The 14,667-nt window shown below is 41.9% G+C and carries 13 protein-coding genes; all 13 read left to right on the top strand.

The genetic code is table 11. The features are described 5' to 3' along the window. Nucleotides 1-5 precede the first annotated feature (5 nt). The 13 genes from PV403_RS10880 to PV403_RS10820 all read left to right on the top strand — a co-directional run bounded on the left by PV403_RS10880 (nucleotide 6) and on the right by PV403_RS10820 (nucleotide 14,549). Nucleotides 6-983 carry an ABC transporter ATP-binding protein gene (locus PV403_RS10880; protein ID WP_191802398.1) on the top strand — a complete coding sequence of 326 codons (978 nt, stop codon included), beginning with the start codon at nucleotides 6-8 and terminating at the stop codon, nucleotides 981-983. After that, the gene (locus PV403_RS10875; RefSeq protein WP_213530951.1) at nucleotides 980-1,945 is read left to right on the top strand and encodes an ABC transporter ATP-binding protein; all 966 of its coding nucleotides are present in this window, start codon (nucleotides 980-982) and stop codon (nucleotides 1,943-1,945) included. Before PV403_RS10880 ends, PV403_RS10875 begins: the two co-directional genes overlap by 4 nt. A gap of 350 nt (nucleotides 1,946-2,295) precedes the next feature. Continuing rightward, complete coding sequence (locus PV403_RS10870; RefSeq protein WP_213530949.1) at nucleotides 2,296-3,231, top strand: D-alanyl-D-alanine carboxypeptidase family protein; 936 nt, start codon at nucleotides 2,296-2,298, stop codon at nucleotides 3,229-3,231. Between the two features lie 281 nt (nucleotides 3,232-3,512). After that, nucleotides 3,513-4,553, top strand: a complete 1,041-nt coding sequence (locus PV403_RS10865) for an LCP family protein (protein ID WP_213530947.1) — start codon at nucleotides 3,513-3,515, stop codon at nucleotides 4,551-4,553. Nucleotides 4,554-4,713: 160 nt separating this feature from the next. Next, nucleotides 4,714-5,145: a CBS domain-containing protein gene (locus tag PV403_RS10860; protein ID WP_160035551.1), complete on the top strand. Its 432-nt coding sequence runs from the start codon at nucleotides 4,714-4,716 to the stop codon at nucleotides 5,143-5,145. A gap of 119 nt (nucleotides 5,146-5,264) precedes the next feature. Next, nucleotides 5,265-5,567 carry a MazG-like family protein gene (locus PV403_RS10855; RefSeq protein WP_213531077.1) on the top strand — a complete coding sequence of 101 codons (303 nt, stop codon included), beginning with the start codon at nucleotides 5,265-5,267 and terminating at the stop codon, nucleotides 5,565-5,567. Nucleotides 5,568-5,573: 6 nt separating this feature from the next. Beyond that, the gene (locus PV403_RS10850) at nucleotides 5,574-6,494 is read left to right on the top strand and encodes a DUF2232 domain-containing protein (RefSeq protein WP_213530945.1); all 921 of its coding nucleotides are present in this window, start codon (nucleotides 5,574-5,576) and stop codon (nucleotides 6,492-6,494) included. An 11-nt stretch (nucleotides 6,495-6,505) separates the two neighbouring features. Next, nucleotides 6,506-8,497: a DHH family phosphoesterase gene (locus PV403_RS10845; protein ID WP_213530944.1), complete on the top strand. Its 1,992-nt coding sequence runs from the start codon at nucleotides 6,506-6,508 to the stop codon at nucleotides 8,495-8,497. After that, nucleotides 8,494-8,937, top strand: coding sequence for a 50S ribosomal protein L9 (gene rplI, locus PV403_RS10840; protein WP_213530943.1), 444 nt, complete (start codon nucleotides 8,494-8,496; stop codon nucleotides 8,935-8,937). The genes PV403_RS10845 and rplI overlap by 4 nt, the downstream gene beginning before the upstream one ends. Nucleotide 8,938: 1 nt before the next feature. Next, complete coding sequence (dnaB, locus tag PV403_RS10835; protein WP_160035559.1) at nucleotides 8,939-10,300, top strand: replicative DNA helicase; 1,362 nt, start codon at nucleotides 8,939-8,941, stop codon at nucleotides 10,298-10,300. A 363-nt stretch (nucleotides 10,301-10,663) separates the two neighbouring features. Continuing rightward, nucleotides 10,664-11,950 (top strand): adenylosuccinate synthase, encoded by a 1,287-nt coding sequence (locus PV403_RS10830; protein ID WP_213530942.1) that lies wholly within the window; start codon nucleotides 10,664-10,666, stop codon nucleotides 11,948-11,950. A 274-nt stretch (nucleotides 11,951-12,224) separates the two neighbouring features. Further along, nucleotides 12,225-12,821 carry a hypothetical protein gene (locus PV403_RS10825; protein ID WP_213530941.1) on the top strand — a complete coding sequence of 199 codons (597 nt, stop codon included), beginning with the start codon at nucleotides 12,225-12,227 and terminating at the stop codon, nucleotides 12,819-12,821. A 246-nt stretch (nucleotides 12,822-13,067) separates the two neighbouring features. Then, nucleotides 13,068-14,549, top strand: coding sequence for a peptidoglycan DD-metalloendopeptidase family protein (locus PV403_RS10820; RefSeq protein WP_332084581.1), 1,482 nt, complete (start codon nucleotides 13,068-13,070; stop codon nucleotides 14,547-14,549). The last annotated feature ends 118 nt before the right edge of the window (nucleotides 14,550-14,667 follow it).

The raw sequence follows: 14,667 nt of genomic DNA, 5'->3' as shown, positions 1-14,667 counted from the left end.
CGAAGATGGCAAAAGACTTAGTAGAATTCCGTAACTTAAAAACGCATTTTCATACATCCGCAGGGGTCGTGAAGGCGGTTGATGACGTGAGTTTTACGATTCGCGAAGGCGAAACCGTATGCGTCGTTGGTGAATCTGGATGCGGAAAAAGCGTAACGGCAATGTCACTGATGCGTTTATTAGAGGTAGATCCGGCCGGGGGACAGATTTTATTTGAAGGTAAAGATCTTCTTAAGCTGAATAAAAGAGATATGGGCCGAATTCGGGGTAATGACATCTCCATTATTTTTCAAGAACCGATGTCTTCCTTAAACCCTGTACTTACCATTGGAGAGCAGATCAGTGAACCACTAATGATTCACCTGCTGCTCGATAGGAAGAAAGCTCGTAAGAGAGCGATTGAACTGATTAGCCTGGTTGGAATTTCTCGTCCAGAGAAAATTGTAGACTCATTTCCACATGAACTCAGCGGTGGTATGCGTCAGCGGATTATGATCGCCATTGCGTTAAGCTGTAATCCAAAGCTGCTCATTGCTGATGAGCCTACGACTGCACTTGATGTAACCATTCAAGCACAGATCCTTGATCTGATGCGTGATATTAAAGAAAAATTTAATACCTCCATCATGCTCATTACCCATGATCTGGGTGTCGTTGCGGAAATGGCTGATTACGTGGTGGTTATGTATGCAGGCAAAGTGATTGAGGAAGCCTCGGTATTCGAATTGTTCAAAGCACCGAAGCATCCATATACAAAGGGTCTCCTTAAGGCCAAGCCCATTATCAATCAAAGACAGGAACGTCTATATTCGATTCCAGGCCAAGTGCCAAACCCAGTTGAACTCGGGCAGAATTGTCATTTCCACGATCGCTGTGAGTCTTGCATGAGCATATGCCGCGAGAAAGAGCCTCCACTGCGTAAAGATGAACAAGGACATAAAGTCGCATGTTGGCTCTATGAGGAGGAGGCAATGGTACGATGACAGAAGCGCTGATTGAAGTACAGAATCTAAAGAAATACTTTCCGATTACGGGCGGTGTGTTCCAGCGCCGTGTTGGTGATGTAAAAGCAGTAGATGATGTATCGTTTACCATCTATAAAGGAGAGTCATTCGGACTTGTAGGAGAGTCTGGCTGTGGTAAGAGTACCATTGGCCGAACCATTCTTAGACTGAATGATAAAACGTCGGGTAAGGTTATTTTTAAAGGACAGGATCTTCACAAGTTATCTAAAGAGAAGCTTCGCTCGATTCGGCCGGAAATGCAGATTGTATTTCAAGATCCTTTCAGTTCACTGAATCCTCGGATCAAAGTAGGCGATGCGATTGGTGAAGCACTGCTGGATCATAAGCTGATTCCTAAAAAGATGGTACGAGCTACCGTAGAAGAAACTTTGCGTATATGCGGTCTTTCTGCGTATCATTATGATCGGTATCCGCATGAATTCTCAGGCGGGCAGCGTCAGCGGATTGGAATCGCACGTGCACTGATTCTGAACCCAGACTTTATTGTGGCAGATGAGCCGGTTTCTGCACTTGATGTATCCATTCAGGCTCAGATCATCAACTTGCTTAGTGATTTGCAAGCTGAAAAACAGCTGACGTATTTGTTTATCTCTCATGATCTCAGTGTAGTAGAGCATCTCTGTACAAGAATTGGTGTTATGTACCTTGGTTCCATGGTAGAAATGGCTAGTAAGGATGAATTGTTCCGCAATCCGCTTCATCCCTATACAAAGGCTCTGCTATCAGCAGTACCTATTCCAGATCCAACGCTGAAAAGAGAACGCATTGTCCTTAAGGGTGATATCCCGAGTCCAGCAAATCCACCTTCAGGTTGTAAATTTCATACTCGCTGTCCTATTGCTTCGGATCGTTGTAAGCAAGAGATTCCGGAGTACCGTAATGTAGGTTCAGATCACTACGTTGCATGTCACTATGCATAAGTGACTTTAAAATACGAGTGGAGTTATGGATTGGGGTCCTACACTCATGAACGGTGTTTTGCAATGATTGTTTCTAATTGAATGTTGAGCGCAGTTTTTTTACACTAATGCCGTGTGAAAAGCTGTGCTTTTTTGTTATGAATGCCGGCTAAAGATTTATTTAGTGAACGAAAAAATATTTTTTTGAAAAAAATATAAAGAAATGCAGACAAAATCCACATTTCTTACGTCTATATATATAGATTGGTTTAATAGAGTAATAGAGACAGTTATTTTAGTCGGTAAATAAATTTTAATTACATATAGTAGATACGAATTTTGAATCAAATTTGAAGAACGGGGGAATAGAGATGAAGAAATGGATCCTACGAAGCAGTACACTGGTTGTTCTCATCGCTGTCATATTTATAGGTGTAAGGCCAGAAAGCTTAGTAGGAAAACCATCTATTCAATCTAGTGCCGCCCTGCTCATGGACGCTTCTTCAGGTGAAGTCATTGTTAGTTCTAATGGAGATCATCCCTTACCTGCAGCAAGCTTATCAAAATTAATGACTCAGCTTATCATCCTGGACGAAATGGATGCAGGACATATTTCTGGGAATGACACCGTAAAGATCAGCAAACATGCTGCTAAAGCAGCTGGTATTAATGTATCCCTAAATGAAAATGATCAATTTACAGTCAACGAACTATTCAAGGTAATCTCCGTTTATTCGGCGAATGATGCAACGATTGCCCTTGCAGAGCATGCGTTTGGCTCTGAGGAACGTTTTGTAGAAGAAATGAATATAAGAGCGAAGTCCATTGGACTGTCCGTACATACAAAATATAATAATGCGACGGGTTCTTCATCTTTATCTGGCGGCCCCTCTGAAAATTATATGACGGCAAAAGATGTCGCAAAATTGTCCGCTCACCTCATTAAACAACATCCTGAAATTTTAAAACTTTCAAGCCAGACTCAAGTTGAATTAAGAAACAAAGGGTTATATATGAGCAATACAAACTGGATGCTGGACAATGTAAAGGGTCCATATGCATACAGCGGTGCAGACGGTCTTAAAACAGGATATACAAAAGATGCAGGATATTGCTTATCAAGTACGGTGAAAAAGAACGGCCAACGATTGATTGCTATTGTAATGGGAGCAGAAACTAAAGAACAGCGTTTTGAAGAAGCTAAACAATTGTTTGACTATGGATTTGCTCACTCCTATAGTGCAAAAGAGTGGACACAAAACTGGGCTTCAACATGGCTTCAAGTTATTCAAAGACCCTCTATTTAATTCAAATTGTTTTGAAACCTCTTCTCTATTTCCTAGAAATAAACCAAAAAGGTTACAAAAAACGGAGAAATATGACAATTTGCATGGTGCCGTCATACAGATTAATATGGTAATATAGCAAAATGTACAAGTTGCACGATAAAAAATAATAGGACATTATAAAGTGAGGCATTTTTATTTAGAAAGAATCATTACGAATTATTTGTCTCCTGTGACCTCCAATGCCTACTAAAATAGAAAATAGGATTTGTTGTCCCCATACTAAGAGAAGGAATGAACCAATGAGATCTAGATCAAGAAGAAAGCAACGCAATAAAAAAAAGGGTTTACTGATCACGCTTGTAACCCTTGTTGTATTAGTCGCGGTAGCCTATCCTTTTAGACAAAAAATAGCTCTTGCAGCATTTGATTTGTTCTTATCAGATACAATTAAAAATCAGCTTGAAAGATCATATAGAGGGGAAGCTAATGCCGAGCCTATAGTATATCAAGAGAAACCATTCTCTGTTCTATTACTAGGAACGGATGCAAGGCCCTATGAGAAAACGCGAGGTCGTTCGGATACCGTTATTTATTCGGTGGTTCGTCCTAAAGAATCAAAAGTCCTGCTTGTCTCGATTCCCCGGGATACGTATGTACAAATTATAGGGCATGATTCAAACAATGACGGTGAAGATGATTATGATAAACTCACTCATGCTTTTGCCTTTGGGGAAGAGGAAATGTCAATTAACACCGTAGAAAATTTCCTAGAGAAGGAAATTGATTACTATGCAACGGTTAACTTTACAGCCATTCAGGAAGTTGTCGACGCAATTGGCGGTATTGAACTTCCGATTGAAGAAGATATCGTCAACAAAAATCCAAATCACGTACAGTTTACGATTGAAGGCGGTAAGCCGCTGTATAGTGGAGAGGAAGCACTTTATTACATTCGTTATCGCGAAGACAGTGACTTCAACCGGACAAAGCGTCAGCAGATCTTTTTAAATGCAGTTGCCAACAAAATGCTGAGTCTTAGCCAAATTTCGAATATACCTAAACTGTTTGATATTATGGGAGATAACTTCCAAACCAATATGCAGCCTTCTTTTATTATCGACCTAGCTAAACAAGTTCTTACGCAGAGCAACCCTGAAATTTCTAGTTTCACTATTATGGGTGAAGGGGTAAGAAAGAATGGAATCTTCTATGATGACGTAGATGAAGATTATCTGGCGTATGCTAAAGAGCTGATTAATAACTGGCTCGATCCAAATACGACTGCAGAGACGTTAATGAAACCGAACACGGACGATATAAAGAGTGAAGATACAGAATAGGTGGACAGAAGATCAGCACTGGACGATTATTTCTTTAAGTCTGGTGCTGATTTTGTTGTGTTATGAGAATATAATGGTAGTAAGTAAGAAGTAAACCCGCAATATGTAAGAGATACAAATACTTAACTATTGCCTTAACATAAGGAGGAAGTGTTTAGTTATGAATATTGCTTTTTTCTTGCTGCCCAAACAGGAGGTAGCAACAGTTACCTCGGATGCAACGCTGAGACAGACCCTTGAACGGATGGAATATCACCGCTTTACTGCAGTCCCTATTTTGACCAAAGACGGAAAGTATAAAGGTACGGTAACAGAGGGAGATCTTCTATGGCATATGAAGAATTCCAAGGGAGAGATTACATTTGAAAACGCTTCAAAATTTTACCTTAAGGATGTGCCCCTCCGAGTAAATATAAAACCGGTTTCCATTAATGCGAACATGGGTGACTTAATTAATCTCGCAAAAGCGCAAAACTTCGTACCGGTCGTCGATGATATGGATCGGTTTATCGGGATTGTACGTCGCAGTCAAATTATTGAATATTGTGAAAATATGGTGGAGAAAGAATCGCTTAATACGAATTCAGGTTAAAATAGAGGAAAAGGTCTCATTATTGATACAGGAGATTCCGAGCAGTCCTTTTTATGGATATTCCCTTTTATGCTATAATGGAGAATAAAGCTTTTCACGGGAGTGTGACGATCATGAGCATGCCAAAAGAACTGGATGTAGCGAAACGCGCGAAAGTGATTGAATGGCTTAAAACTGAAATGCTGGATCAAGTGTCACGTTTGTTTAAAGCGCTTTGGGAAGGAAGCACAGCGCGAATCAGCGATAGTCTTGCAAGTCTCATCATGAGCAGTTACATCCTGGGGAGAAGGCTTGGGATTTCTTTTAAAGATATGGATGATCTGCTCATCGAGAAGCTGAAAAAACACAAACAGGAAGGTCACCAGCTTGAAGACTGGTATAAAGATATTTCTGCTCTCGAAGATCATATGCGTAAGAGGTGAAAACATTTGAAATTTCGCTGGTCAACAGCTATATGGAGTTTAGTATATCTTGTGCTTTTGTTATCATTACTGACTCCGCCGCTGACAGCTATTAGTGTATTTTTAATTATTTTGCCTGGGGTGATTCTGTATAGCTCACTGAGCTTAAAAGCTTTCTGCTGGCACATTATCCCCGTGGCTCTGATTGCTTTCATTGTAGAGCCTTTTTATTTGCTGTTATCAATCTTCTTTTTGATACCAGCGATTGTAATGGGACATTTCTACAAAAATAAAAAGCCGGCACTGAATACACTTATGGCGGGTACGGGTACGATCCTTGCTGAATTTTTGTTGTTGCTGCTGATTAGCACCACCATTTTTCAGTTTGATTTTCAAGGATATATGAAGGATGTAGTTACACTCACACTCACTCCGGTGACCGAAGCCGGTGGTAACAATGCACTCACCAATGGACTCGTGATAGATGAAGAAATGGCAGAGCGTATTAAAACGACAACGGTACAGATGATTCCGTTTGCTCTGATTGTCACTTCCTTTATTATGGCATCCATAACACATGCTATTGCTCGTCCGGTGCTTAGTCGACTTGGCGTTCATGTACCAAGACTAAAGCCCGCACGAGAGTGGAGATTACCAAAAGCTTTAATTTGGTATTATTTTATAGGTATTATTCTACAACTTGTTGCAGATGGCTCGGGATCTAGCTTTATGACGATGATTGCTCTTAATTTCGTTCCGCTGATTAATTTCTGTTTTATGATTCAAGCCGTCGGCTTCTTCTTCTATGTTGCTCATACAAAAAAATGGCATCCTATACTGCCCTTCTTGCTTGCAGTAGCGACGGTTCTGATTGGACCCATGCGGATTATCGGGATTATTGACCTTGCTTTTCCACTCCGTGAAGCCATTTCCAGACCAAAACGATAGGATGAATTTTAATGCCTAAATTTCTTTTAAAACGCTGGCACGGATACCAGACCGTCTGGGCGTTTGCTCTATTACTCATTCTGGATGCATTTCTCGTTGCCTATAATTGGCCGCTTGGTCTTGTTTGTCTTGTCCTTGTGGCGATTCTTGGTTTCGTAATGGTCAAAGCTGAACTTGATTTCAGGAGAGAACTGAATCAATATATTGGCGGATTGAACTTACGCATTAAAAGGGTAGAAGGAGAAGTTGTCAGTAACTTGCCGCTTGGGATTGTACTATACAGCGAGGACCGCTCTATAGAGTGGAATAATCGCTTTGTCTCCCGTATGTTTGGCGAAAAAACGCTGATCGGCAATGATCTGATGACCCTTTTTCCACAGCTTCCCTTTAAGGTGAAAGAAAAGAAAGATCATCATAAGGATCATCCTCATGATATTCAATTTGAATATCGGATGAATGAACAAGTATATGATCTAAGACATTATCCAGAAGAGCGACTGATCTACATTTATGAGACAACTGAACTTGCAACACTTCGGGATAAATATGAGAAAGAAAAAATAGCGCTTGGTATTATCATGTTGGATAATCTGGATGAAGCGTCTCAAGGAATGGATGACCAGCAGCGCACTGCTTTAATCGCTCGTGCAGCAAGTGAGATTACTTCCTGGGCAAAGGACTTCAATATCTATCTGAGACGGTTATCATCAGAACGTTATTTAATGATCCTGAACCATAACTCCTTGCAGGATCTTGAGATGAGCCGTTTTATTATTCTCGATGATATTCGGGAGATGACAGCAGATTTAAAAGTTCCGATGACGCTCAGTATTGGCCTTGCCTACGGTTCGGACAGTATACGTGAACTTGGGGAACTCGCTCAATCGAGTCTGGATATGGCGCTTGGGCGGGGCGGGGATCAGGCAGCAGTTAAAGCGGGTCAGCGACTTTCTTTTTATGGCGGAAAAACGAATGCCGTAGAAAAAAGAACCCGTGTGAGAGCAAGGGTTATTGCTCATGCGCTGCGTGATCTCATGCAAGAAAGTGACCAGGTCTTCATTATGGGGCACAAAATCCCAGATATGGATGCGATCGGCGCTTCCATTGGGATATGGAAAGCTGCTAATCTATATCATGTGGATGCATACATTGTGCTCGATGAATCCAATCCTTCGATTGAACGCTTAATGGATCAGGTGTATAAGGACGAGGAGATCGGTGCTTCGTTTATTACATCGGAAGAAGCGCAGCAGATGATCACAGAGCACAGTTTGCTTGTCGTCGTCGATACACACAAAGCATCCATGACGATCGAACCTAGACTTGTACAAGAGGCTTCTCGTGTAGTGGTGGTCGACCATCACCGCAGAGGAGAAGAATTTATTAATGACGCAGTGTTGATCTATTTGGAGCCGTATGCCTCCTCAGCCGCTGAACTCGTCACAGAACTATTACAGTATATTCATGATAAATTACAGCTCAGACCACTTGAAGCCACGGCACTGCTGGCAGGTATCACGGTGGATACGAAACATTTTGCAATGCATACAGGTTCAAGAACGTTTGAGGCCGCAGGTTACTTAAGACGATCTGGTGCGGATTCCATTCTAGTGCAACGTTTGCTCAAAGAGGATCTCCAGGAATATATTGCGAAAGCAGAAATCATAAAACATGCTAAAATGATTCATGGGCATATTGCAGTAGCTGTTACGGAAGAAGGACAGATTATTTCACAGCTGCTCATTGCACAGGTGGCAGACTCATTACTTAATATGACCGATGTCGTTGCTTCTTTCGTTGTTAGTGAACGTCCGGATGGATTAATTGGCATCAGTGCCCGTTCTCTTGGTAAAATGAATGTTCAAGTTGTTATGGAACGACTTGGAGGCGGCGGTCATTTAACGAATGCAGCTGTTCAGCTAGACATGCCGATTAAAGAGGCAGAATCACGTTTGTTAGATGTACTTTCTGAAATCGAGAAGGAAGAGGGGTTGTTCGAATGAAAGTCATTTTTATAAAAGATGTAAAAGGTCAAGGGAAAAAAGGTCAAGTTAAAGAGGTGTCTGAAGGTTACGCATCAAACTTCTTGCTGCCAAGAGGACTTGCACGTCCGGCAACAGAAGGTAATGTAAAAGTTTTGGAAAACCAAAATGCTGCGGAAGAGAAACGTAAACAGCAAGAAAAAGAAGAAGCTGTAGCACTCGGTAAAAAGCTGGAGACTTTAACGGTGGAACTGAAAGCAAAAGCGGGTGAAGGCGGTAAATTGTTTGGTGCCATTACAAGCAAACAGATCGCGGAAGCACTGGGCAAGCAAGGTTATAAGATTGATAAACGGAAAATCGAGCTGGATGAACCGATTCGTACCCTTGGGGTTACAAAGATGAGTGTCAAACTCCATCCGGATGTCAAAGCCACGCTCAAGGTCCAAGTGACGGAGGAATAAGATGGGCGGCGAGATTTATTTCGACCGGGTTCCACCGCAAAACCTTGAAGCAGAGCAGGCCGTTCTAGGTGCTATTCTTTTACAAGCAGAGGCTTTGATTACCGCTATGGAGCGGGTATCGACTGAAGATTTCTACGACAAGTCTCATCAGTTAATCTATGAATCCATGATTCAGCTTAGTGAAGATAACCAGCCAATTGACCTTATTACGCTCACCTCGCTTATGCAGGATAAAGGGCAGCTTGAGGATATCGGCGGGGTAAGTTACCTTGCAAAATTGGCTCAAGCTGTTCCAACAGCGGCTAACGTGGATTATTATGCGCAGATTATTGAAGAAAAATCGATGCTCCGCAGACTGATTCGAACAGCGACTACCATTGTAAGTGAAGGGTATGCTGGCGGAGAAGATGTGTCAGGAATGCTTAGTGATGCCGAACGGAAAATCCTTGAGATTTCCAATCGCCGTTCTAGCAGCGGCTTTATCGCCATTAGAGATGTGCTCATGGAAGTGTTTGATAAAGTAGAGACCCTTTATCAGAACAAGGGGAATACAACAGGGATTCCTTCCGGCTTTGTGGATTTGGACAAAATGACGAGTGGTTTTCAGCGAAATGACCTCATCATCGTTGCGGCACGTCCTTCTGTAGGGAAGACGGCATTTGCCCTCAACATCGCACAGAACGTAGCGGTAAGAGCAAATGAGACGGTAGCTATCTTTAGTCTCGAGATGTCAGCCGCTCAGCTGGTACAGCGGATGATCTGTGCAGAAGCTAACCTCGATGCGAATGTCATGCGTAACGGGGAGTTTAAAGGTGACGACGATTGGTCCAAGCTGACAATGGGGATTGCTGCTTTATCAGAAGCAGAGATTTACATTGATGATACACCAGGAATCACCGTTGCGGATATTCGGGCTAAATGTCGCCGTCTTAAAAAGGAAAAGGGCCTCGGTATGATTGTGATCGATTACCTCCAGCTGATTCAGGGGCGCGGCAAGAGCGGCGAGAACCGTCAGCAGGAAGTATCCGAAATCTCTCGTACACTAAAGCAAATTGCTCGTGAACTAGACGTTCCTGTTATTGCGCTCTCGCAGCTTAGCCGTGGTGTAGAGCAGCGGCAGGATAAACGTCCGATGATGAGTGACCTTCGTGAATCAGGTTCCATCGAGCAAGATGCTGATATTGTTGCCTTTTTGTATCGTGATGATTACTATAATCAGGATACTGAGAAGAAAAATATTATCGAGATCATTATTGCTAAACAGCGTAATGGTCCGGTGGGAACCGTTGAACTCGTATTCTTGAAAAACTTTAATAAGTTCGTAAACTATGAGCGAGTTCATGCGGATGCCTTTGCTGGGTAATCCATTTGGATTTGTAAGATAGATGGATAAGAGATCCACTGACTAGTGTTATTTTGCACTGGACAGTGGATTTTTTTTGGACAACCACTCCTATTCCCGAACAATATATTTAAGTTATGTATAATTGTTCGTTTTTATGTTTGACTTTGCTTTGGGCGACTGGTAAACTTGAATTGCTGCTTTTAGCAGCAAGCGTACAGATTTAATGATCTGTAACGTGAAGAATGAAGTAACGCAGGTTTTTTACTACTCTGACGTTTTATGAATTGTTCATGGACAGCTACGAATACTATGAATGAAGACACCAATGCCAAGTGAATATAATAAACAAAGTTTGTAATTTACATTTACGGGGGAATGAATATGTCAACAGTAGTCGTTGTGGGGACACAATGGGGAGACGAAGGCAAAGGCAAAATTACCGATTATTTGGCGGAAAGTGCGGAAGTTGTAGCTCGCTACCAAGGAGGTAATAATGCAGGTCATACAATCCTGATTGACGATAAGAAATATAAGCTCAGCTTAATTCCATCCGGTGTTTTCTATGAAGATAAAACATGTGTCATTGGGAACGGTATGGTTGTAAACCCGGAGGCGCTAATTAAAGAAATTACGTATATACATGATAATGGATTCTCTACGAAGAACTTAGTTATTAGTGATCGTGCTCATGTCATCTTGCCATATCATATGGTTCTCGATGAACTTGAGGAAGAGCGTAAAGGTCCAAATAAAATTGGTACGACGCGTAAAGGGATCGGTCCGGCTTACATGGACAAAGCAGCTCGTAACGGGATCCGAATTGCGGACCTCATGGATGCAGAGGAATTTGAACTGAAACTGCGTCATATGGTCAAAGAGAAAAACCAAGTAATTCAGCAAGTGTACGGTGCAGAGCCGCTTGATGTAGAAGAAATTCTGAAGCAATACCTCGAGTATGCTGAATTTATTCGTCCTTATGTGACCGATACATCCGTTGTTCTTAACAATGCTATTGATGAGAATAAACGGGTATTGTTTGAAGGTGCACAAGGGGTAATGCTCGATATCGACCAAGGTACCTATCCATACGTAACCTCTTCTAACCCGTCTGCAGGCGGTGTATGTATTGGTTCAGGCGTTGGACCATCTAAGATTAAAGAGGTTATTGGTGTTGCTAAATCGTATACAACTCGTGTTGGCGATGGACCTTTCCCAACCGAACTTAATAACGAAGTCGGCGACTATATTCGTGAAAAAGGTCATGAGTATGGTACGGTAACAGGTCGTGCACGCCGTGTGGGCTGGTTCGATAGTGTTGTTGTACGTCATGCGCGCCGTGTCAGCGGAATCACTGGCTTATCCTTGAACTCTTTAGATGTGCTTACAGGTCTTGATACTGTAAAAATCTGCGTAGGATACAAATATCGCGGTGAATTCATTACTCATTATCCGGCTAGCCTGAAAATGTTGGCTGAATGTGAAGCCGTATATGAAGAGATGCCAGGCTGGAGCGAAGATATTACATCAGCTAAGAAATTAGAAGACCTTCCCGAAAATACACGCAATTATGTAACCCGTGTGTCTGAACTGACAGGAATTCCAATTGCTATTTTTTCCGTAGGTCGTAACCGTGAGCAAACCAATCAGATTCTGCCAATTTACGAATAATATAAAATAGAACATGGACTTGCCTCTAATTGGGGAGAGTCGATAATCTAAATAGATGCCCTTGTCTTCCATCTACCTTTAATTAGGTAGGTGTGAAGTCGAGGGCTTTTTTGTGCTCGAAGTAAAACTTATTCTTATCCCTAGTAAAATATAAAAAAATAAGGATAGAATAGAGCCACATGCGTCAATACTGATTTTATACACTTCTATGATTCCTACTTCTCTAAAGAGGGGCAGGGAGGAAAGTGAATTGATCAGTAGGAGGCCTTTAATCATGAGATGGCTGAAATGGTGCGGAAAAATAGTAATAACGGTCATGCTGGTAAGCACACTTACATTGCTGACAACAGGACTTATTGTGCAATCTTATGTAGAATCTCTGCTATCTAGTTTTAATATCGCATGGGAGGGACAACCGACAGGCCTAACTTCTATTTTTCAAGGTGCTTTAGGAATGAACTCTAGCAATACGAGTGAAAGTACAGAGGAGCAGAAAAAAACACTTGATGACACAGCGAAAAAACAGAGCAGTAACTCACCTGAAAGTTTGAGTGGTGGGAAGGATTCAGCCCCTGATTTAGCGGAAAGTCCTGATGAAGGTACGGAAAATCCAGAAGAAACAAAGGACCCTGTGGTTATGTCACAAGATGCTATGGCTGAATATAAGGACACCATTCCGAATGAAGAAAAGACAGAGGTTTTTGATTTGTTGATGAACAAAATACCAACCGATGAGATGCAATTGATAGCGAGTAATATGGAAAACGGCATTACAGAACAAGAACTGCAAGATATGGAACAGGTGATAGCGAAGTACCTTACGGAAGATGAGTATAAGCAGCTTATGGCCATATTGACGCCAGAACAATAGAGGAAAGTTCAGGAAACCCGCGATTGTCGCGGGTTTTTGGCATGTTTTCCCGTGTTGCTAGAGGAGGAAAACCTGTGGTAGAGTATACAAGTGTATAAAAGGTTAAAATTTTGACACTTTTACACAAATATGAAGTTCAGCTATGAAATTGAATGAAATGACTCATAAGTATGTCATAAATAACAAATAATACACCGGTGACAATAACCATCATACCTAAGGCGTGTAAGAATAAAGGAGAGAATCATGAGCAGTTCGAAAGACAACACGAATACATCGGTTTCCATAACTAAAAAGATTTTTATGAAACCGCGCAAATGGTTTTTGCTTACTGCAGCAGGTTTTTTTATGTTGATATCTGTAGGATTTGCAGGTCATCAGTTACTCACGACTCCGTATTACAACGTATATGTGAAGGATGAGCTGATTGGTACCTTATCCAGTGAAGAAGAGCTGCTCTCGCTATACGATCAGAAGAAACAGGAATATGAGAAGAAATATCCCGATGTTACTATGAAGCTGAATACAGAGGCGATCTCGCTTGAGAAGATCCGTACGAGTAAGCCGGCAAGCATCACCACAGAAGAAACGCTAGCTAGGCTAGATGGAATGATTACGGCTTATGCAGAAGGCGCTGAACTTAAAATAGGAGACAAAGTGATCGCGATTGTAAAAGATCAAGAAACAGCAGATCAGATTCTGGAGCGCGTAAAAGATATGTATATTCCGGCCGAGGCAAAGGCTGAGTCTTTAGATACGGGGTTAAAAGTGAAATCGGTCGCTGCTTTTACTTCGTCAGAAGAAGAGACATCGAAGGCCAAAGAAGAGCAGGTTACACTCGCTTCTATACAGCTTAAGGAAGAAGTAGCAGTTGAAGAAGTGACAGCTGACCCAAATAAAGTGTTAACAGAAGAGGAAGCAATAAAGCTTCTTACCGAAGGAGTGGAAGAAGAGTTTCCTTATCAGGTTAAGGAAGGCGACACCTTATCCTCCATAGCTAAGACTCACCAAATGACACTAGCTGAGATTCGTTCCCTTAACCCAGACATTAAAAATGACTTCATTAAGGTCGGACAACAGATCAATCTACTTGCACTGAGACCAGCACTTACGGTAACAACGGTAGAACATGTGGTTGAAGAAGTGATTACCGAACCACAGGTAGAGGTTCGCAAAAGCGACGAGCTTAAATCAGGAGTAACCAAAGTAGTCCGTGAAGGGAAAACAGGACGAAAACAAATGAGCTACCGGATTACCAAAGAGAATGGCGAAGTCGTTAAAGAAGAATGGCTTGGACAAGAAGTATTGGAAGCTTCGGTAACTGAGATTGTAATACAGGGAACGAAAGTTACCGGGGAAGGCAGTGGTGTGTTTACCTGGCCCGTATCGAATGCGGTCATCAGCAGCAGTTTTGGACAACGATGGGGAAGACAGCATAAAGGAATTGACCTTGTCGGAGATCGTTCGATTAAAGCATCAGACGAGGGAGTCGTTACTTTTGCCGGACAGCAAAGCGGGTATGGAAACGTCATTATTATTAATCACCGTAATGGCTACGAAACGGTGTATGGACACTTAAACAGCATCGATGTGAAGGTAGGCCAGATTGTTGAGAAAGGTGAAGCCATCGGTGTGATGGGAAATACCGGTCGCTCGACAGGTACACACCTTCATTTTGAGATTAAAAAAGACAGTGTTGCACAGAATCCAATGAAATATCTGCCGTAAAATAGGAAAGCATGGTCTGTATAGAGACAGATCATGCTTTTTTATGTGAGAAAGGAGACCTTTTCACCTAGTGAATCTGCCGGTTTAGGTGTGTTAAAATAGATCGTATTAAGCAGAT

The sequence above is a fragment of the Paenibacillus sp. GYB006 genome (genome assembly GCF_036577645.1).
Taxonomy (GTDB): Bacteria; Bacillota; Bacilli; order Paenibacillales; family Paenibacillaceae; genus Paenibacillus.
Note: the sequence above shows the minus strand (reverse complement) of the source record. Positions and strands in the feature narration are given on the sequence as shown.